Raw genomic sequence first — 19,804 nt, forward strand, 5'->3', positions numbered from 1 at the left:
CAGCCCCCTCTCGATCAGAACTAGGAATTCAGGAGCCGTACGTGGCCAAGCTCACGCTCGCCCAACTGGAGCGCCACCTCTTCGCGGCGGCCGACATCCTTCGCGGCACCATGGACGCCGCCGAGTACCGCGACTTCATCCTGGTCCTCCTGTTCCTGAAGCGGGTCAACGACGAGTACGAGGCCGCGCGTGAGGCGATCATCGCCGAGGCGCGCAAGGACCGCCGCTCCGAGGAAGATGCCGCGGAGGAGGCCGAGGAACCCAAGAACTACACACTCCGCAAGGTCATGTACGTCCCGAAGAAGGCTCGCTGGGCCGAGCTCGCGGGCGCTGTCGACGATGTCGCCACCCGGCACCTGCAGCCCGCACTCGCCGAGCTGGAGGCCCACAACCAGGGGCTTCGCGGTCTCTTCACCCACGTCAACTTCAACCGCATCGGCGGTGGTGGTGGCAGCGGCGCCTCGGCTGCCAAGCTCGCCGACAAGCGTCTCACGGCGCTGATTGAGCACTTCGGCAGCCTGCGGCTGCGCGGCGGGGACTTCGAGTTCCCGGACATGATCGGTGCGGCCTACGAGTACCTGCTCAAGGACTTCGCGGACTCCGCCGGAGCCAAGGGCGGCGAGTTCTATACGCCGCGTGCCGTCGTGCGCATGATGGTCGAGCTGGCCCAGCCGCAGGCCGGCCAGCTCGTCTACGACCCCTGCGTTGGCTCCGGCGGCATGCTGATCCACGCCAAGGAGTACATCGACGAGCACGGCGGCGATTCCGACAACCTGGGGCTGGCCGGCCAGGACGCCAATGGCGGTTCCTGGGTCATGGCCACCATGAACATGCTCTTCCACAGCGCCCGCCACTTCAGCCTGCAGACCGGCGACACGCTCAGCAATCCACAGCATCTGGACAAGTCGTACGACATCGTCCTGAGCAATCCACCGTTCTCGATGGACTACACAGCGGACGAGGTCGAGCAGCGGGAGGAGCGGATGCCGTACGGCACGACCTCCGAGCGCGGCAAGGCCGACCTGATGTTCCTGCAGCACATGCTGTACATGGTCGGCGGGCGCGGCGGCTCGGTCTTCACGGTCATGCCGCACGGTGTGCTCTTCCGCGGCGGCGCCGAGCAGGCCATCCGGTCCAAGCTGATCGAAAAGGACCTGCTGGAGGCTGTGATCGGCCTGGCGCCCAACCTCTTCTACGGGACCGGCATCCCGGCGTGTGTGCTGGTGCTGCGCGCTCCCGGGAAGAAGGATCCGGAGCGTCGCGGCAAGGTCCTCTTCATCAACGCGGACCGCGAGTGCCACGCCGAGCGGGCGCAGAACGTTCTGTTGCCGGAGCATGTGGAGAAGATCGTCTCCACCTTCCACCTGCCGTTCGACCGCTGCGAGGTCGACCGCTTCTCCCGTGTGGTCAGCAAGGAAGAGCTCGCTGCCAACGACTACAACCTCAACATCCGCCGGTACGTGGACAACACTCCGCCGCCGGAGCCGCAGGACGTGCGCGCTCACCTGGTGGGCGGCGTGCCGCGTGCGGAGGTCGAGGCGAAGAAGTCGCTGCTCGATGCATACGCGGTGGGCCTCGAAGATCTCTTCTCGGGGCGCGCCGATGACCCTGCCTATCTCGACTTTCTGCCGGAGGAGCGGCGCCCCGATGCCGACCGGCTCGCGCAGCTGGCCGAGGCCCGGGAGCGGGTGCTCTGGGAAGCCTTCGAGAAGTGGTGGACGTCCGAGACCGAGCAGATCGAAGCGCTTGCCCCGTACGACGGTGACGACCGCACGGAGTTCGAGAAGCGCGGCCAATTGGCCCGACTCCGGGCCGACTTGATCACCTCGTTCCGAAACCGTCTGCTCGGTGTCGGCCTCCTCGACGAACACGCGCTCGCGGGCGCGGTGGCGGGCTGGTGGCAGGAAGCCCGCAACGACCTCAAGGCCCTCTCCACGAACGGTTTCCGTGGTGTGGTGGAAGGCTGGGTCGAGATGGTCGAAACGCTGCTGTCGCCCGAGCCGGACCCGCGCACGGGCGGTGCCCGTAAGCGCTCGGCTGCCGAGCGCCGTCAGGCGTACGGCCACAAGGTGGTCGCCAAGATCGATCCGGACTTCCTGCGGGAGCTGGCGGAGGCCGACCGGAAGAAGGCGGGGCTGGACGCCAAGCTGAAGGCCGCGGAGGAGGCGGAGGCCGCGCGGGCGGCGGCTAAGGCCGGGGTGTTCGCCGAGGACGGAGACGAGGCGGCCGAGGGCGGGGCGCCGGACGCACCGACTGCCCTCGACCCGGCAGTGGCGGAAAACCTGCTCAGCGACGCCGAGTTGAAGAAGCTGAAGAAGGACCGCACGGCGGCCGGCAAGGCCGTCAAGGAGCTGGAAGACGACTTCTGGCCCTTGGAGAGCGGTCGCCGCGCGGCCAAGCCGAAGAAGACGGCGGCGAAGGGGACGCGGGAGCTTGCGGCGGAGTCCAAAGCCGGCGGGGCGGCAGCACAGGCGACGCTGGATCTCGTCATCGCCGAGGGAGGCGGTGCAGAGGAGGAAAAGGCGCCCGATCCGCGCTTGTACCGCGCCCGAGATGGCCTGGGCGATGCGGGCCGCCGCGAGGTGGTGCTGGGAATTCTCAGGGATGATCTCTCTTCGAAGCTGGTGGGGCATGTCGTACGGCGACGCCGCGAACTGATTGATATGTATTGCGTCTGGGAGGACAAGTACCTGGTGTCGCTCCGCGACATTGAGACCTGCCGCGAGGCGGCGGCTCTGCGCCTGAACGACTTCGTCAAGGAGCTGGGTTATGTGGACTGAGGCTCCCCTGAAGAGTCGATTGCTATGTATCGACGCTGGGCGCAGCCCTGACCTGCCCGATGTGCCTGCAGGTCCAGGCGGGTGGGGTGTGCTCAAGGTTAGCGCTGTCCATTCAAGTGGCTTTCGTCCTCGGGAGAACAAGGCCGTGACTTCTGCTGTTATGGCTGACGGTCGGTTTGAGGTGCTTCCCGGTGACCTGCTCTTTTCACGAGCCAACACGCCAGAACTCGTCGGGTCTGCATGTATCGCTACCCCAACTGCGGAACGGCTCTTGCTCTCTGACAAGACGTTGCGGCTAGTCGTTAATCCAGACCTAGCTGATGCCCGGTTTATTAGCATCTGCCTCGCAGGGTACGAGGTGCGACGACAAATCGAGGTAGCGGCCTCCGGCAGCAGCCGAAGTATGCAAAACATCTCTCAGAGGTCGGTGGAAAGCCTCAAGCTCTGGTGGCCATCGGTGGAGGAGCAACGGCGCATCGTTGAGGCGTTGGACGCGGTCACTGAGGCGGAGCGGGCTGCTGAAGCAACCGTTGCCAAGTTGCGGACGCTACGCCAGGGGCTGACGGAGGATCTTCTCAGCGGAAGGGGCGCGTAGGTGGCCTGCTGCTTGCAGGCTGCCATGTTGCGCAGCGAAGCGAGGTGAAGTGGACCGGCGTTGGGGTGAGGACGGGTCTGTGAGGCGGGGAGAAGAGGGCGACTGATGGCAGTAAGGAAGCCCCCGACCGAGCGTCAGCGGCGGCTGGGAGCCGAGCTGCGCAAGATGCGGGAGCACTTTGGGCTGTCCCTGACCGAGGCCGCCGCGCTACACCGCACGGACAAGACCACGATCAGTAACACAGAGTCGGGTCGCTTCGGCGTCAGCGCAGACCGAGTGCGGGTGTGGGCGGCCAACTACGCCTGTCCGGACCATGGGTACATCGACGCGCTTACCGACATGGCAAGGGAGCGGCGCGCTTCGGCCACGTACTGGTGGGACGAGTACCGCGATCTGCTCGTCGCGACGGTTCTTGACCTCGCGGAGATGGAGCATCACGCGGTAGCGCTTCGCGCCGCACAGATCACGCATATGCCGGGTCTTCTTCAGCACGAGGACTACACGCGCGCGGTCTTCGCAGAGGCCGTGCCGCCTCTCCAGTCGGAGGACCTGGAGCGCAAGCTTGAGTTCCGGATCAGGCGCAGTGCCGTACTCGACGGTCCCGAGCCCCCGAAGTGCACGTTCATCATCCACGAGGCGGCGCTACGGATGACGTTCGGTGGCAGGCGTGTGACCAAGTTGCAGCTGGAGAGCCTGTTGGAGCAGGCCGAGCGGGACCACGTCACCATTCGCGTCCTGCCGTTCGCGGCCGGTGGGTTCCCGAGTGCGGGAGCCTCAGCGCACTACGCGCACGGGGCAGTCGCTCAGCTCGATACGGTGCAGATCGACTCACGTGCGGGATCGATGTTCCTTCACGCCGAGACTCATCTCGCCAACTACCGTGCGGTGCTGGATCGTATGGAGGAGCGCTCGCTCGATCCGAACCGTTCGCGTGACTTCATCTGCAAGGCGATACAGGAACTCTGAAGGCGTGAGAAGAGTGGCGATTCAGTGGCGGAAGTCTTCGTTTTCGGACGATACGGAGGGTGGTAACTGCCTCGAACTCGCCGTGCACGAGGGCGAGATACTGGTGCGGGAGAGCGATCACCCAGAAGTGATCATCAGGACCACGCAGCAGAAGCTTCGTGCGTTTCTGGCCGGTGCCAAGGCCGGCGAGTTCGATGACTTGATGTAGCCGCGCCTTCGACTGGTCCAGCCCCGCGCCCAGTGGCGAGGGGCTTTTTGATGCCCTAGGTGCAGGCATATGCCAAACCCACACTCGCGAGTTACAAACGTTGATGAGTGATGAGGGTTCGCGCTATGGTCGCAACTCCATGCTGTAGTCGCTTGGTTGCAGCATGAAGGGCCCCGGCGGTGTGTCCGCACCCCGGGGCTTGGCCAACGCTTGTAAGGAGCGTCTGCGTGACCCACCGTATCTGGTCGGTTCTACAGCGAACATTTGCCCGTGCCGCTGTGTTGCTCATGCCTCTCGCTGAGGGGAGGCACCGTGCAGCGCCGGGAACCGCCCTGCCCCGCCCCGCCCGCACCTCGCGAACAACCTCCCGTACGCCCATCGCGCCCCACCGCCGAGTGTCCGTGCCCCGCCCACACGCCACATCCCCCGCCGACGCCCCCACCCTCGATGACCCCGGCCCGCTCGTCCGCCCCTACCTCCTCGCGTACGAGCAGTGCGCCCGCCGGGCCGCGCTGGCGCTCGCGCTCGACGGGATCGACGTCGGGCCGTGGGTCATCCACGGGCACCTCGTCGGCACCCCGGGAGCACGTCGCCTCGTCATGGCGGGGGTGGCGGTCTGATGGAAGGCGCCCGGGACCGCCGCACACCGACGACGCATGCCGCCGGCACCCTCCGCGGGCTGCGCATCAGTCGCGTGCCCAGCAAGCCCGTACAGCGTGAGGTCGACGGGCAGATCGCCATCCACCTGTGGCTGCGACGGGACGGAGAGTTCGACGGGGATGTCGCGCTGCGCCTCGCGCCCGGCGAGGCCGAGCTCCTGCACGCGCAGTTGTGCTACGCGCTCGACGACCTGCCGGTGACCGTGACCGGACCGCTCGCGGCGGGCCAGGCCGTCGACGGCCCGCTGCCGGACTGCCGGAAGAGCATCCAGAGGAGCCAGGGGGTACGTCACTTGTAAGCCAAGTTCTCCGGAGGACGCGGGAAGCGGCGACACCCCGCACATGCCTCCTGGCCCGTCCGGCCCCGGCGCCTCCCTCCCCGGGCCGGACGGGCTACTTCCCTGCGCGCCCCAGGCACACGCGTCCAAGGCGCACAATGGATCGGCGGGTGACATCAGACGGTCCAGGGGAGAGGCGCGTACGCATGGGGGTCAGGGGAACGGTCGAGCGGGACGAGGCGGAGCTGCCGCTGCTGACGCACCTCAAGAAGATGGGGTGGCGGCACGTCCACGGGCCGGACCTTCAGACCGCCGAGGAGCGTGCGTACGGCGACATCTTTCTGGCCAAGCTGACGATGTCCGCGCTGCGGCGTACGAACACGCTGCCCGGTGCCGCGAACGGCTGGATGAGTGAGACCGACGCGCTCCGCTCCCTCGACCGGTTGAAGCAGGCCGCGCGGAACGTGGTCACACGGACGCTCGAAGAGGCCAACGAGGAAGTCACCACGCTGCTGCTGCACGGTGCCCTGGAGAAGGGGCCGGACGAGCGCGATGTGAAGGTGCAGTTCGCCGACTGGGGGACACAGGCGCTGGAAGGCAGCCGGGAAGAGGTGCTGGCGCGCAACGACTTCCTCGTCGTCGACCAGCTGTGCGTCCGCAACGCCGATGGCAAGGATGTCTTTCTCGACCTCGTCCTGTTCGTCAACGGCATCCCGGTCGTGGTGATCGAGTGCAAGTCTCCCGACCGGCAGGATCCCCTCGGTGAGGCCATCCGCGACCTGCGGGGGTACACCGGCAGGCCGTTGGACGAGGACATACGGGAGCGCGGAAGCGTCCCGCGGGGCATTCCGGAGTTCTTCGCGCCCGTACAGCTGCTGGTGGCCGCCGACGGCAAGGACGCGGTGCTCGGGACGATCTCGTCCGAGGAGGAGCATTACGCGCTGTGGCGAAGCACCGAGCCGGACTACGAGAAGCTGGATGTGCTCCGGCAGGAACTGCGCGGCTGGAAGCTGCTCGGCCCTGAGGAACAGCCCACCCTGCAGCACCAGTTGACCGCGATGGTGCTGAAGCCGCAGAACCTGCTCAACATCATCCGTCACTACGTCTTCGAGATGCCGCTCAAGAGCCGGAAGGGTGCGAAGGGCAGGAAGGGCACGGGGGCGAGGTCGGCCGGCAAGGCCAGGGCCGTGGCCTCCGCGCAGAAGGCGAAGACCGCCAAGGTGGTCTGCCGGCATCAGCAGTACCGGGCCACGGAGAAGATCGTCCGCAAGCTGCGTACCGGCCGGAGCCGGCTGGACCCGGGCGCGGAGCGGGACGAGCGCGGTGGTGTGATCTGGCATACGCAGGGCGCGGGCAAGAGCTTCACGATGAAGTTCCTGGCCCGGCGGCTGCACATGAGCCGGGATCCGGAGCTGAACCAGATCACCCTCGTGGCGATCACCGACCGCAGGGATCTCCAGCGGCAGCTCAAGAAGTCCGTCGCGCTGAGCGGCAGCGAGGTACGGCAGGCCACGTCCCGGGCGGATCTGGAGGGCATGCTGCGGCGGGCCGGAAAATTCGGCGGCCGGGCGGTGATCTTCGCGACCATCCAGAAGTTCCTCGGAGACCTCCCGGGGATTCCCCGGGAGACGGAGGGCGCGGACGGCATCGGTGCGGAGGCTGCGGACGGTCCGGAGCGGACTCCGGGCGCGGCTGACGGTGAGGAGCCGTCGCTCACCGCCAAATTCGAGCGCGCGCGTGACCGTATCGACGCCGGCGCGAGCCCCGAGGAAGTGGCGGATCCGTCGCCGGACGAGAAGACGCTTAAGGACGCCGCCCGGATCTTCCCCGAGTGCAGTGACTCGGTGAAGGTGCTGGTCCTTGTCGACGAGGCACACCGCTCGCACACCTCCGTCCTGCACGCCTGTCTGCGCAAGGCCCTGCCGAACGCCGCCCGCGTCGGGTTCACCGGTACCCCGCTGATGCAGGGGCGGCTGTCCGACACCGGCCGGATCTTCGGTCTGGAGCCGAGCCGGGAGCCGGGCGGCAGGCCGGCGTTCCTCGATACGTATCGGATGGACGAGGCGGAGAAGGACAAGGTGATCGTCCCTGTCCGCTACGAGGGACGCGCCACCTCGGCCGAGGTCCGGGAGAAGCAGAAGCTGGACGAGTGCTTCGCCGACCTCATCGAGCCGCTGGAAGAAGCGGAACGGCAGCGCATACGGGACGCGTACGGAACGCCTTCGGGCCGGGATGTGGCCGAGTCCGCGCCGCTGATCCGGAGCAAGGCGTACAACATGCTCGCGCACTATGTGACGGGGCCGCTCACCGGAGGCTTCAAGGCGCAGCTGGCGGTCGTCAGCAGGCGTGCGGCCGTGTGGTACCGGCACGCCCTGAGGGACGCCCGGGCGCAACTCCTCGCAGAGGTGCAGGAGTTCGACAGGTCCGGTCGGCGCGAGGCACTGCGCGGGCGAGACCCCGAGTCGTACTCCGAAGAGGAAATGCTGCTGCTGCGTGCCTGGCAGTACCAGGCGGTGCTGCGACGGATGGACTTCGTCCCCGTCATCTCCGCCGGATCGGAGCGGAAGGCGGGCACCTGGCGGGAGTGGACCGACGAGACGTGCCAGCGTGACCACATCGAGCGGTTCCTCCAGCCGTTCCCGGAGCTGCCGCCGGACAACCCGTGGATGGTCACGCACGTACCGGAACCCGACCCGGTGATCGCCGGACGGGTCGCCAGCATGAACCCCTGGAGCGAACTTCCCCCGCACAACGGGGCGGAAGACGGTGAGCCCCCGATCGCCTTCCTGATCGTGAAGTCCATGCTGCTCACCGGCTTCGACGCGCCGATCGAGCAGGCGCTGTATCTGGACCGGCCGATCCAGGATGCCGAGCTCCTGCAGGCGATCGCGCGTGTCAACCGGCCCGCCCCCGAGAAGAAGGAAGGGCTGGTCGTTGACTACTACGGCGTGCTGAACAACTTGGGCACCACCCTCGCCGCTTACAGGAACGATCCGCCTGTGGTCGCATCACTGCGGGACCTGGCCGAGGAGGCACAGAACATGGAGCACGCGGCCAAGGAGGTCGCGGGGTTCTTCGCCGAGGCGGGGATCGACACGGAGGATCTCGGCACGCGGGGTGGTCTCTCGCGCGCCATGCTCGCTCTGCACGAACCGGCTCGGCGGGCCGACTTCGACCGGCGGCTCGGAACGTTCCTGGACGCGGTGGACCGCGTCTTGCCGCATGAGAAGGCGCTTGAACAGATCTCGAACGTCCGCCGCTGGAGTGTGCTCCAGATGCGTGTACGCCGTCACTACCGGGACGCCCCGGGGGGTGGCTTCTCGACGCGCGGGTACGGCCGGAAGGTCCGCGCGCTGATCGCCGACCATCTGGAGGTCCAGAAGATCGAGCAGGTCATCGCGCCCGTTTCGATTCTGGCTCCGGACTTCGACGAGATCGTGGACCGGCTGCCGGTACGGGAGGCCGCGGCGGAACAGGTGCAGGCCCTCCGGTACCACTTGGAGGAGCGGATCGAGCGGGATCAGGAGGGCCGCACGGTCTACCGGCAGCTTTCCGAGGAGCTGGAGCGGGTCCTGCAAGAGTTCGAGGGGCGCTGGGAGGACATCAAGCGGGAGGTGGGCCCCCTCGTCGAGCGCGCCCGGCGGGCGGAAGAGGCGGATCCCGAGGCCGCCGGTCTGTCGGTGATGGAACAGCGGCTGTACGTGCTCCTGAAAGAGAAGCTGGAGCAGGACTCCCGGTTTGATGATCCGGCGCCGGAATTCCTCCGCCGGCTCGTCGTCGAGGTCAAGGACGTGATCGTCGGCCACGTCACCCGGGCCTCCTTCGCGGCGGAGGCCGCTCACCTCACTGAGCTCGACGCGCACATCTGGCAGTGCCTGCGCACGTCGGGGTTGCGTCCGAGCAGCGGAAACCGTGCCGCGCTCGGGGAGCTGTCGGAACGGCTGGCGGCGTTCGGCGCCGAGCAGCATGCGGGCTTCCGGGCCGAGGGCAGGGGACAATAGGTGGGTGTCCCGCCCGTCTGCTCCTGCCGCCGAGGGGCCCGGCGACGAGCGTCTTGCCGAGGGGCAGACGCTCGTCGTGGACGGGCTGTCCCTGCGTGTGCGGGTCAGTGCGCGCCGTGCGCGGCTGGGGCTGACCATCGAGAGAGACGCCTCGCTCACCTTGCGCACTCCCGAGGAATGCCGCCGTCACCGGGCCGAGAAGTTCGTCCGGGACAACAGGCCATGGATCGAGAGCAAGCTGCTGCTGAGCGAGGAACGACGGCAGTTGCACCCCGTGCGGTCGCTGTACGACGGTGAAATCCACCGTTATCTCGGGCGGGATTACCCGTTGCTGCTCGTGGACGGGCCGGCGGGCCACGAGGACGACAGCCACGATGGCCAGGGCCGCTCAGATGCGCCGGTGCGCCTGGTGGCGGGCCGGCTGCGGCTGAGCAGGTCGGTGGCCGCAGACCCGCAGCAGGCGCGGAAGGCCATCGCCGCGTGGTACAGCAGGGCAGGTCAGCGTTGGGTGCGGGGCCGGTTGCAGCCGTGGGCTGCACGTATGGACGTGGCTGAGCCGCCTGTGGAGGTCCGGGACCTGGGCCACCGGTGGGGGACATACCGGGCCGGGCCGAACGGCGGCGGCCGTGTGGCGCTGCACTGGGCCGTCTTCCAGCTGCCGATCCATCTCATCGACTACGTGATCGCGCATGAACTGGCCCACGTCCGGGTTGCCGGACACGGACCTGATTACTGGCGGTTGTTGGGCAGAGCGTTGCCGGAATGCCGTCGTTTGAAGGCCGAGCTGGACGAGCTGGGACGGCGGGTGTGGATGGGGGACGTGGGCACGCAGCCGTAGCGGACAGGAAGCAGGAAGCCTGAAGTCGCCCGGCGGCAGCCGCGCACCTACTTCGTCCTGGAGTAGGTGCGCGGCTGTTTGGCGTCGCCCAGGAACTCGCGGTGCAGGGTGCCGTCGCGGTTCAGGCGGAGGACGGAGCTGCTGCCCGGTGCGCAGCCGGGGGCGGGCCGGTCGACGACCGAGGGGCCGACGGTCAGTTTGCCGCCCTGGGCGGAGTAGAGGTCGGCGTGCGCCGTGCAGCGGCCGCCGCGGCCCACGACGGTCGTGGTCAGGACCGTGCTGCCGGCCGGGGCCTGGGTGAGGGTGAGGCGCTGGGTGCCGTCGTCGGTCGGCCGCTGCCAGGTGCCGAGGTAGCCGGCCGGGACGGCGGTGTCGGCCGGTGCGGTGCGGTGCAGCGTCGCGGTGCGGCCCGCCGCAGCCCAGGACAGGGTGCCGCCGTCGCCGGCTTCGAGGGTGTGCTCGCCCAGCGCGGCACAGCGGCCCTCGGGCACGGACCGTACGACCGTGGTGTCCAGCCGGAGCGCCGGGTGCCCGTCGTGCGTCGTGACGGACACCAGTTTGGCGTCGCTGCGGCACTCGTAGGTCGTGCCGAGGCTGGTGCTGTTGGCGATCACCTCGCCGACCTTGCCGTTGGTGATCACGAACCGGCGCTGCCCCCCGGTGGGTTCCCCGTCCCGCAGCACCGGGCCCGACCAGGTGCCGAGGAAACGTGCGGGGATGTCGGACGGGCTCTCGCCGGCGTCCGCGCCGACGCTCAGCAGCGGGACCGCGACGGCGGTGGCGGCGGCCGCGGCGACGGCGGTGGCGAGAAGGGGGAGCCAGCGGGGGCGGCGGTGCGCCGGTGCCGCCCCGGCCGGGGGAGCGGGTGCGGGAAGGGGCGTGGCCCTGGTGGACGCCGATGCGGAGGTGGACGCGGACGTGGACGTGGACGTGGGCGCCGGCGTCGGCGGATGGCCCCCGGGCGGGGTGTCGGTGTCCAGGAGGCGTACGGCGTGCGCTCCCAGGCGCGCGATCAGCTCCGCCGGCAGCCAGGGGGCGGCCAAGGGGCCGCCGGGCTCCGGAGCGGTCCGGTCGGCGATCTCCTCGGGGGTCGGCCGCGCCGCCGGGTCCTTGGCCAGGCAGTCCTGGAGCAGACCGCGGATGCCGTAGGGCGCGCCCGCCAGCTCGGGGTCCTCCTGCGCGATCTTGAACATCACGGCATGGACGCCCGAGGCGAGACTGCCGAACGGCTGCCGGCCGATCGCCGCGTACGCCAGCACCGACCCCACACAGAAGACATCGCTGGCCGGGCCGGCGCGCTGCCCCCGGACCTGCTCGGGCGACATGAAGCTGGGCGAGCCGAGCACCGTGCCGGTGCGGGTCCGGGTCCGGTCGCCGACCCCGTCCAGGGCGCGGGCGATACCGAAGTCGATGACCCGCGGCCCGTCGATGGTCAGCAGCACATTGGACGGTTTGAGGTCGCGGTGCACCAGGCCGCCGCCGTGGATGTCGCGCAGTGCGCAGGCCAGTCCGTACGCCAGCCGCCGCAGCGAATGCGCCGGCAGCGGGCCGTAGCTCCCGGGGCGGCCGTACGGGCTGCCGATGACCTCGCTCAGGGTCGGGCCCGCGATATAGCCGGTGGCGACCCACGGGACCGCGGCCTCGGTGTCCGCGTCCAGCACCGGCGCGGTCCACCGCCCGCCGACCCGCCGCGCGGCCGCGACCTCGGCCCGGAAGCGGTCCCGGAACTCCTCCTCGACGGCGAGTTCGGCCTTCACCAGCTTCACGGCGACGGTCCTGCCGCCCTCGGAACGGGCGAGGTAGACCCGCCCCATCCCGCCGCTGCCGAGACGGCTGAGCAGCCGGTAGTCCCCGATCCACTGCGGATCGTCGGCCGTCAGCCCTCGCAGGCCGTCCATCCGGGCGTCCTCCCCCGTGTCGTGGTGTGCCTGAGGCGCGTTCCGGCAGCAGGCGTGCTCAGAGCGTAGGCGGCCGGGCATCGCGCCAGGGCCGTGGGATCGTCACGACGGGGGAACAATCGGTGCCCGGACGGGCGCGTCCCCACGGCCCGTCAGCTCCCCTTCTCGGACGGCAGCTTGTGGTAGGTCAGCGCCTTCCCGTCGTCGGAGATGCGGCGCAGCTTGCCGTGCACCATCTCCAGGGTGCTCGGCGAACCCGGGGAGCAGCCGTCCGGCCCGGAGACCACGGTGGAGGGGCCGAGGCGGACCGGCGGCCCCGCACTCGCCAGGGCGGCGGCGAACTCACAGCGGTATTCCGCCCCGGTCGCCGTCATCGTCAGCACGATGTCACCGGCCTTGCCCTGGGTGAGGGTGAAGCGCCGGACCTCGTCGTGGGAGTCGCCCAGCGTCGCCTCCCACGTGCCCAGGTACTCCGCGGGAAGCTTGCCCTTCGCGGACCCCGCCGTCCGCTGGGCGCCGGTGCCGCCCGCGTCGCCGGTGTCCGTCGACCGCAGACCGCTCCCGTCCGCGCTCATCAGGGTGTACGCGGCGACCGCACCGGCCCCGGCGAGCACCAGCGCGGCCGCGGTGACCAGGGTGGCACCGGCACCGCGGCGGCGCGGCGGCTTACCGGCCGGGGCGGGATCCGGCGCCGCGTCAGCGTGCGGTGCGGTGTCGGCGGGCGGGTACGCCGCCGGGTCCCGGGGCGGCGGTGGCGGCGTCGCAGGGGCGCGGCCCGGTCCGGAGGGCATGGGCACGACGGCGGTGGGCGGTTCGCCGTCCCCGGCGGCGTCCCGGTTCTGCGGGTTCTCCGCCGCCAGCAGTTCCACGGCGTGCCGGCCCAGCCGGGCGGTCAACGCCCCCGGCAGCCACGGCTCGTCGTCCGCACCCGGCCGGTCCCCGGCACCGCTGCCGCCCTCCGCCTGCGCCACCAACTGCGCGGGCGTGGGCCGCTGTCCGGGGTCCTTGGCGAGCGCGGCGGCGATCAGCGCGCGCAGTCCCTCGGGCACCTCGGAGAGGTCGGGCTCCTCCTGGGCGATACGGAACATCACGGCGTGCGCGAGGCTGTCGGCGGTCCCGAACGGCTGCCGCCCGGTCACCGCGTACGCCAGCACGGCACCGAGGCTGAAGACGTCGCAGGCCGGGGTCAGCGGCGCGCCGCGCACCTGCTCGGGCGACATGAAGCCCGGCGAGCCGATCGCCCCGCCGGTATGCGTCACGCCGTGGCCTGACACCGCCTCCAGGGCCCGCGCGATGCCGAAGTCGATGACCCGCGGCCCGTCGATGGTGAGCAGCACGTTGGACGGTTTGAGGTCGCGGTGGATGATCCCGGCGGCATGGATCGACCCCAGCGCACGGGCCAGCCCGGCGGCCAGGATCCACACCGTCCGCTCGGGCAGCGGGGTGCCGCTGCCGCCGACGACCTGCTGCAGGGAAGGCCCCGCGATATAGCCGGTGGCGAGCCAGGGGGTCTCGGCCTCGGTGTCCGCGTCCAGTACGGGCGCGGTCCACTCCCCGGCGACCTGCTGGGCCGCCCGCACCTCCCGCCGGAAGCGCGCCCGGAACTCCTCCTCACCGGCCAGCTCAGCCCGCACCAGCTTGACCGCGACCGTACGGCCGCGGTCCGAACGGGCCAGGAACACCCGCCCCATGCCGCCCTCGCCGAGCCGCCCGAGCAGGCGGTAGTCCCCGATCCGCGGCGGATCCTGTGCCTCCAGCGGCATCAGCCCCGCCGGCCCGTCCGCGCGCCCCAGCAGCCGCTGCCACCCCAGTCGCCCCGCATGTCCTGGCCGTTCCACGATCTTCCGCCCCTTCTCCCCCGAATCCGCCTGCCCCGGGCGAGTGGGCGGGCCCCCTGTGCACACGTGCTGCCCGCGCCCCCTCCTCCGCGGTGAGGATACCGAGGGCCCCTCGGCCCCCGGCAGGCCGTAGGCCGTCATACCCCCGCAGCCGGCGGTGTCCGGTACCCAGGCCGGCTCCTCCGAGCTGTCCGGAGCCCCGGCCGGCTCTTCCCGAACCGCCGCCCAACTCTTCCCACTCCGCCGGGAGTTCCGGCAGCGCCACCATCAACCGCCCGCCCGTGGCCGGGATACGACGGTCCCGGATGTCTGTTTTCGCGTCCCGGAACTTTCCGACGGGCGAGGATCGTCGTACGCGTACCCCGACGACCACCCGCGCCCCCGGTCTCGGCTCCGCCCGCGACACCACGCCCACGGCGGGCACCGCGACCGCCCCGCCACCGACCTCGGCATACGCCCACGGCCCGACAGCGGAACAGCAACGGAACCACGACGGAACAGCGCGCCCCCGGCCCCGCACGCCCCCTCTCCCCGTCCCTCAACCACCAAGGAGACCGTGTGATTCCCGCCGTACGCGCCCTCGCCCGCGCCGCCATGGCCGCGCGCCCGGTGCCGCTCGCCGACGTCCAGGCGCGGGCCGAACTCCTCGCCCGTTTCGACCGCCGCTACCTCGTCCCGGTCGAGGTCTTCGCCGCCTTCGCGGCCGAACTCACCGACCGCCGCAGGCCGGGCGGGCCGTTCGCGGCGCTGTGCATCAACGGACGCCGCTGGTTTAGCTACCGCTCCCTCCACTACGACACCCCTGACCTGCGCTCCTTCCACGACCACCGCCAGGGTCTGCCGCTGCGCTACACGATCCGCGAGCGGCACTACGAGGACATCGGGGAGCGGCAGTTCGAGGTCAAGCTCACGGGACGGCGCGGCGAGACGGTCAAGCACCGGCAGCCGCTGCTGCCGGGCGACCCGGCCCTCGGCGCGGCCCCGCGCGTCTTCCTCGCCGCCGTACTGGACCGCGCCTACGGCCTCGCGGCCCCCACCGACCTCGGCGGCGCCCTGGAGACCGACTACACCCGCGCCACCTTCGTCGCGGACGGCCTGCGCATCACCTGTGACGCCGCGCTGCGCTGCCGGGACCCGGAGTCCGGCCGCACGGTACGCGCCGACGGCGGACTGGTCCTCGTCGAGATCCGGACCGCCGGCCGGCTGACCGACGCGGACCGGCTGACCGACGCGGACCGGCTGCTGCGCGGCCACGGCGTCCCGCCCGCCGCCTTCACCCGCTACTGCGGCGGACTGTCGGCACTGCGCCCGGACCTGGCCGCCGACCACTGGCGCCAGGCGGTGCGGACGGCCTTTCCCACGGCCGCCTGACCACCCGGCTGCGGTCCACGGGCCACCCGCAGCGGGCAAGCCCACGATTCTGGACAGAATGTCCGCGCGTCGTGGGTGGAGTCACACACAGTGTCGGTACCGCCCGGCGGACCGTGATCCCTACGCTGAGGGCGTTCGCCGCGACCGTCCCACGGCGGACCCGAGCGACCCGATCCGAGGTACTGACCGTGACCACGACGCCCTCCGCCTCCGCCGACCCGTCAACCGGCGCGGCCGTCAAGGCCGCCGACCGCGCGCACGTCTTCCACTCCTGGTCCGCGCAGGGCCTGATCGACCCGCTGCCGATCGCCGGCGCCGAGGGCGCGTACTTCTGGGACTACGACGGCAACCGCTACCTCGACTTCTCCTCGCAGCTGGTCAACACCAACATCGGCCACCAGCACCCCAAGGTCGTTGCGGCGATCCAGGAGCAGGCCGCCAAGCTGTGCACCATCGCGCCGGGATTCGCCGTGGACGTACGGTCCGAGGCCGCCCGGCTGGTCGCCGAGCGCACCCCCGGCGACCTCGACAAGATCTTCTTCACCAACGGCGGTGCGGAGGCCGTGGAGAACGCGGTCCGGATGGCCCGGTTGCACACCGGCCGCGCCAAGGTGCTCTCCGCCTACCGCTCGTACCACGGCGCCACCGCCACCGCGATCAACCTGACCGGTGACCCCCGCCGCTGGCCCTCCGACACCGCCTCGGCCGGTGTCGTGCACTTCTGGGGACCGTTCCTCTACCGCTCGGCCTTCCACGCCGAGACGGAGGAGCAGGAGTGCGAGCGCGCCCTCGCGCACCTGGAGCAGACCATCGCCTTCGAGGGCCCGCAGTCGATCGCGGCGATCATCCTGGAGACCGTCCCCGGCACCGCCGGGATCATGGTCCCGCCGGCCGGCTACCTCGCCGGGGTCCGGGAGATCTGCGACCGCTTCGGCATCGTCTTCATCCTCGACGAGGTCATGGCGGGCTTCGGCCGCACCGGCCACTGGTTCGCCGCCGACCACTTCGGTGTCACCCCCGACCTGCTGACCTTCGCCAAGGGCGTCAACTCCGGCTACGTCCCGCTGGGCGGCGTCGCGATCAGCGCCGAGATCGCCGCGACCTTCGACCAGCGCCCCTACCCGGGCGGTCTGACCTACTCGGGACACCCGCTGGCCTGCGCCTCCGCCGTCGCCACCATGAACGCGATGGCCGAGGAGCGGATCGTGGAGAACGCCGCCGAGATCGGCGAGCGGGTCATCGGCCCCGCGCTGCGCGAGATCGCCGAGCGCCACCCGTCCGTCGGCGAGGTCCGCGGCATGGGCGTCTTCTGGGCCCTGGACCTGGTGAAGAACAAGGAGACCCGCGAGCCGCTGGTCCCCTACAACGCCGCCGGCGCGGCCAACGCCCCGATGGCCGAATTCGCCGCGGCCTGCAAGCGCGGCGGCCTGTGGCCCTTCGTGAACATGAACCGGACGCATGTCGTCCCGGCCTGCACCATCACCGAGGCCGAGGCCAAGGAGGGCCTGGCCGCCCTCGACGAGGCCCTGACGGCGGCCGACGCCCACACCGTCTGAGCCCCCAAGGCGACGCCGCCGGAGGCGGAACCGCAGGTCACGGACGTGCCGTCCGGCCGACCGACGGTAACCTCGGGCGGCATCGCGGTGCGGCCCTCGCCTATCGTGGGCGGGGGCCGCACCCACCTGCGCGGTCAGGGACGTCGAAGGAGACGCACACGATGGCCGCCGTCGGAGACAGCTCAGTCATACGACGCAGCACCCTGCGCCAGCAGATCGCCGACGCGCTGCGCGACGAGGTCCTGGCCGCCCGGCTGCCGTCCGGCCACCCCTTCACCGTCAAGGAGATCGCCGAGCAGTACGGCGTCTCCGCCACCCCCGTGCGCGAGGCACTGCTCGACCTCTGCGCCCAGGGCCTGCTCGACGTCGAACAGCACCGCGGCTTCAAGGTGCACGCCTTCACCGCCGACGACTTCCGCGCCATGGTCGAGGCCCGCACCCTGATCATCGAGGGCATCTTCCGCAGCGGCGCCGACCGCGCCCTGCGCGAAACCCCCGCCGAGGTGCTGATCTCCATCCGGCGCCGCGCCGACGAGGCCGAACGGGCCGCGCGGGGCGGCGACCTGGACGTCCTGATCGGCTACGACCTGCGGTTCTGGCGCGAGCTCAGCAGCATCGTGAACAACGCCTACATCAGCGACTTCCTGGACCGGATCCGCGTCCAGACCTGGATGTTCGCGGTGCCGCTGCTGCGCCGCGAGGGCGACCTCAGGGGGCATCTGTGGCAGGGCCACAGCGCGCTGGCCGACGCCCTGCTCCAGCACGACCTGCCCGCGGCCCAGCGGCTGATCGCCGACTACAACGAGCACTCCCTCGCTCTCGTCGGAACGCGCGGGTAGCACTACGCTGTCCCGACCATCGGCCGTAATGGGCCGTACCCGTAGCTGTACGTGCGCCGGTGTCCCCGTCCCCGACCGGAAGCGAGACCGCACTCGTGGCATGTGACCTGTGGCTGGTACCCCTCGTCGATGTGCTGTGCCACAGCCCCGACAACCCGTTCTCCGAAGAGATCGCCGCCTACGACAAGGCCCTGACGGAAGCGGGTCTGCCAGCGGTCCCGGTCTTCAGCTATATGCCCGGTCTGTCCGGAGACGTCGCCCCCGTCGCCGGTTTCGACTACGACGCCCTGCACTTCCTGCGCCGCGCCTACCTGCTGCGGCTGTGCAACCTGGAAGTGACCCCGGTCGACGAACTGGGCGGCGACTACGAGCAGTTGCTGGAGATGTTCGAGACCACCGCGCAGCAGTCCCATCTCGTGTGGCACTACGACCACGCCGGCGCCTACGTCCCGGTCGACTTCCCGCACCCGCTCGCCAACGACGAACTGCTGGAGGGCGGCGGCCCGCTGGGTTCCTCGCACGGTCTGCTGCGCGACCTCGAACTTGTTGCGCCATCCCTCGGTATCGATCCGGCCAATCCACCGGCCGCCCCCGCGCCCCCGGCCGGCCCCACCTCCCTGGAGGAACGGGCGGGCGAGATCCCCCTGGACGACAGCCCGTTCGCCCGGGAACGGCACGTATGGCTAGGCCTCCACGCAGCCGCCACCCGAAGCCTCGGCCAAGGCTCCATGATCGTCTTCAGCTGACCCGCACCACCCGCACTTTGCCCACGAACCGTCCCCACCCACCACCTGATTCCCACCCACTTACGGGAGGGGGCGGGCCGGAGGGGCAGGGGTGTGGGGCTTTGCTTCCGAAGGCTCCGAAAAAGAGCAAAGGCGGAGCGCAGCGGAGCGTAAAGCGAAGCAGTCCACACACCAGGCCCCGGAGGCCCGTCACCGCACCCACAGCCCCGCGCAGCGGACCCCGCCCGCCGCCAGGCGCAACGGCGGGTAACCCCCACGGCGGGAAAGCCGAAAACGTGGGAAGCAAAGCAAGCGCTCAGCGCGTCGCGTCGGGCGGCCGCTGCCGCGGCATATTCGGCCGCACCCGCTCCGGCACCGCGAACCGCCCCGGCGCCCCCGACTCCTCCCGACGCGCTTCCACGGCGGCGAAGCCGCCCCCGCGGGCCGCGGCGAACCGCAGCGAATCGGCCCGGAAATCCGCCATCCAGTCGGCGGTCTCGGCCCGTACCAGCTCCCCGAGGTCTTCGTTGAACCGCCGCAGCAGGCCCAGACAGCGCTCGGCCGCCTCACCCGCCGTGCCCTCGGCCGGCCCGAGCACCTCGCGCACACTCTCCACCGCCCAGTCGAACTGCAGCGCCTCCAGCCGCCGGTGAATCGCCTGGGCGGTCGCCAGGTCCCGCATCCAGCCGGCGGTCACCCCGAAATACCGGTCGCAGCCCACACACACCGCCGCCAGCAGCAGCGACAGCGCGCCCCAGGGCGCCCCGCCCTGCCGGATCCCGGCCAGATCCAGCAGCGGGAGCACCCCGCCCGCCGTCATCCCGGCCGCGGCCCCCGCCCGCAGCATCCGCGCACCGCGGCGCTTGGCCCGCCGGCCGCGCAGATACCAGTCGGCGCTGCGCAGCGCGCCCTCCTCGCTCCAGAGATAGAGCGCGTCCAGGCGGTCGGTCGGCTCCCCCCAGTCGCCGAGCGGGAAGACCCGCCCCGCGAGATCCCTCCGGCCGCGGCCCCGGCTGCCGCTCTCCCGGGTGGGGCTGCCCTCCCGAGGGGGCCCCTCGGGCTGCATCTCCGGATGACTCACCCGTGCACTCCCTCTCTGTCTCCACAGCCTCTGTAGCTCTCCACGGGCACCTGCGGTGCGTGATGCCTCCGCGTGACGCAGACGTTTACGCGTGACGTACCGGCGCGACGCCTGCGTGACGCACACGCGCGGCACGTCCGTGACATGGCGGCGCATCCGTGCCACCTACGG

14 protein-coding genes are annotated in these 19,804 nt (G+C 70.6%); 11 read left to right on the plus strand and 3 right to left on the minus strand.

Going from position 1 to position 19,804, the window contains the following annotated elements:
* Window positions 1-41 precede the first annotated feature (41 nt).
* The 7 genes from D9V36_RS23735 to D9V36_RS23765 all read left to right on the plus strand — a co-directional run bounded on the left by D9V36_RS23735 (window position 42) and on the right by D9V36_RS23765 (window position 10,325).
* Window positions 42-2,780, plus strand: coding sequence for a type I restriction-modification system subunit M (locus D9V36_RS23735; protein WP_129295555.1), 2,739 nt, complete (start codon window positions 42-44; stop codon window positions 2,778-2,780).
* Window positions 2,781-3,480: 700 nt separating this feature from the next.
* Window positions 3,481-4,341, plus strand: coding sequence for a Scr1 family TA system antitoxin-like transcriptional regulator (locus tag D9V36_RS23740; protein WP_129295556.1), 861 nt, complete (start codon window positions 3,481-3,483; stop codon window positions 4,339-4,341).
* Between the two features lie 4 nt (window positions 4,342-4,345).
* Window positions 4,346-4,549: a DUF397 domain-containing protein gene (locus D9V36_RS23745; protein ID WP_431357696.1), complete on the plus strand. Its 204-nt coding sequence runs from the start codon at window positions 4,346-4,348 to the stop codon at window positions 4,547-4,549.
* A gap of 401 nt (window positions 4,550-4,950) precedes the next feature.
* Complete coding sequence (locus D9V36_RS23750; protein ID WP_241721000.1) at window positions 4,951-5,169, plus strand: hypothetical protein; 219 nt, start codon at window positions 4,951-4,953, stop codon at window positions 5,167-5,169.
* Window positions 5,169-5,507 carry a hypothetical protein gene (locus D9V36_RS23755; protein WP_129295559.1) on the plus strand — a complete coding sequence of 113 codons (339 nt, stop codon included), beginning with the start codon at window positions 5,169-5,171 and terminating at the stop codon, window positions 5,505-5,507. Before D9V36_RS23750 ends, D9V36_RS23755 begins: the two co-directional genes overlap by 1 nt.
* A gap of 185 nt (window positions 5,508-5,692) precedes the next feature.
* On the plus strand, window positions 5,693-9,487 hold the full coding sequence (locus tag D9V36_RS23760; RefSeq protein ID WP_164993019.1) for a type I restriction endonuclease subunit R: 3,795 nt from the start codon (window positions 5,693-5,695) through the stop codon (window positions 9,485-9,487).
* Window positions 9,488-9,491: 4 nt separating this feature from the next.
* Window positions 9,492-10,325, plus strand: a complete 834-nt coding sequence (locus D9V36_RS23765; protein WP_241721001.1) for a M48 family metallopeptidase — start codon at window positions 9,492-9,494, stop codon at window positions 10,323-10,325.
* A gap of 47 nt (window positions 10,326-10,372) precedes the next feature.
* On the opposite strand, the gene D9V36_RS42200 is transcribed toward D9V36_RS23765, so the two are convergent.
* Window positions 10,373-12,223: a serine/threonine-protein kinase gene (locus D9V36_RS42200; protein ID WP_241721002.1), complete on the minus strand. Its 1,851-nt coding sequence runs from the start codon at window positions 12,221-12,223 to the stop codon at window positions 10,373-10,375.
* A gap of 152 nt (window positions 12,224-12,375) precedes the next feature.
* On the minus strand, window positions 12,376-14,061 hold the full coding sequence (locus D9V36_RS23775) for a serine/threonine-protein kinase (RefSeq protein ID WP_431357697.1): 1,686 nt from the start codon (window positions 14,059-14,061) through the stop codon (window positions 12,376-12,378).
* A gap of 558 nt (window positions 14,062-14,619) precedes the next feature.
* Between D9V36_RS23775 and D9V36_RS23780 the strand changes: the two genes are divergently transcribed.
* From D9V36_RS23780 to D9V36_RS23795, 4 genes are all read left to right on the plus strand, one after another.
* Window positions 14,620-15,432 (plus strand): polyphosphate polymerase domain-containing protein, encoded by an 813-nt coding sequence (locus tag D9V36_RS23780; RefSeq protein WP_129295562.1) that lies wholly within the window; start codon window positions 14,620-14,622, stop codon window positions 15,430-15,432.
* 188 nt (window positions 15,433-15,620) lie between these two features.
* The gene (locus tag D9V36_RS23785) at window positions 15,621-16,988 is read left to right on the plus strand and encodes an aspartate aminotransferase family protein (RefSeq protein ID WP_129295563.1); all 1,368 of its coding nucleotides are present in this window, start codon (window positions 15,621-15,623) and stop codon (window positions 16,986-16,988) included.
* A 161-nt stretch (window positions 16,989-17,149) separates the two neighbouring features.
* Window positions 17,150-17,827 carry a GntR family transcriptional regulator gene (locus D9V36_RS23790; RefSeq protein ID WP_129295564.1) on the plus strand — a complete coding sequence of 226 codons (678 nt, stop codon included), beginning with the start codon at window positions 17,150-17,152 and terminating at the stop codon, window positions 17,825-17,827.
* Between the two features lie 95 nt (window positions 17,828-17,922).
* On the plus strand, window positions 17,923-18,573 hold the full coding sequence (locus D9V36_RS23795; RefSeq protein ID WP_129295565.1) for a hypothetical protein: 651 nt from the start codon (window positions 17,923-17,925) through the stop codon (window positions 18,571-18,573).
* A gap of 295 nt (window positions 18,574-18,868) precedes the next feature.
* Here the strand turns inward: D9V36_RS23795 and D9V36_RS23800 are convergent, their stop codons facing one another.
* A complete protein-coding gene (locus tag D9V36_RS23800) occupies window positions 18,869-19,633 on the minus strand; it encodes an SLATT domain-containing protein (RefSeq protein ID WP_129295566.1) in 765 nt (254 codons plus the stop codon).
* Between the last annotated feature and the right edge of the window lie 171 nt (window positions 19,634-19,804).

Source organism: Streptomyces lydicus (genome assembly GCF_004125265.1).
Lineage (GTDB): Bacteria > Actinomycetota > Actinomycetes > Streptomycetales > Streptomycetaceae > Streptomyces > Streptomyces lydicus_C.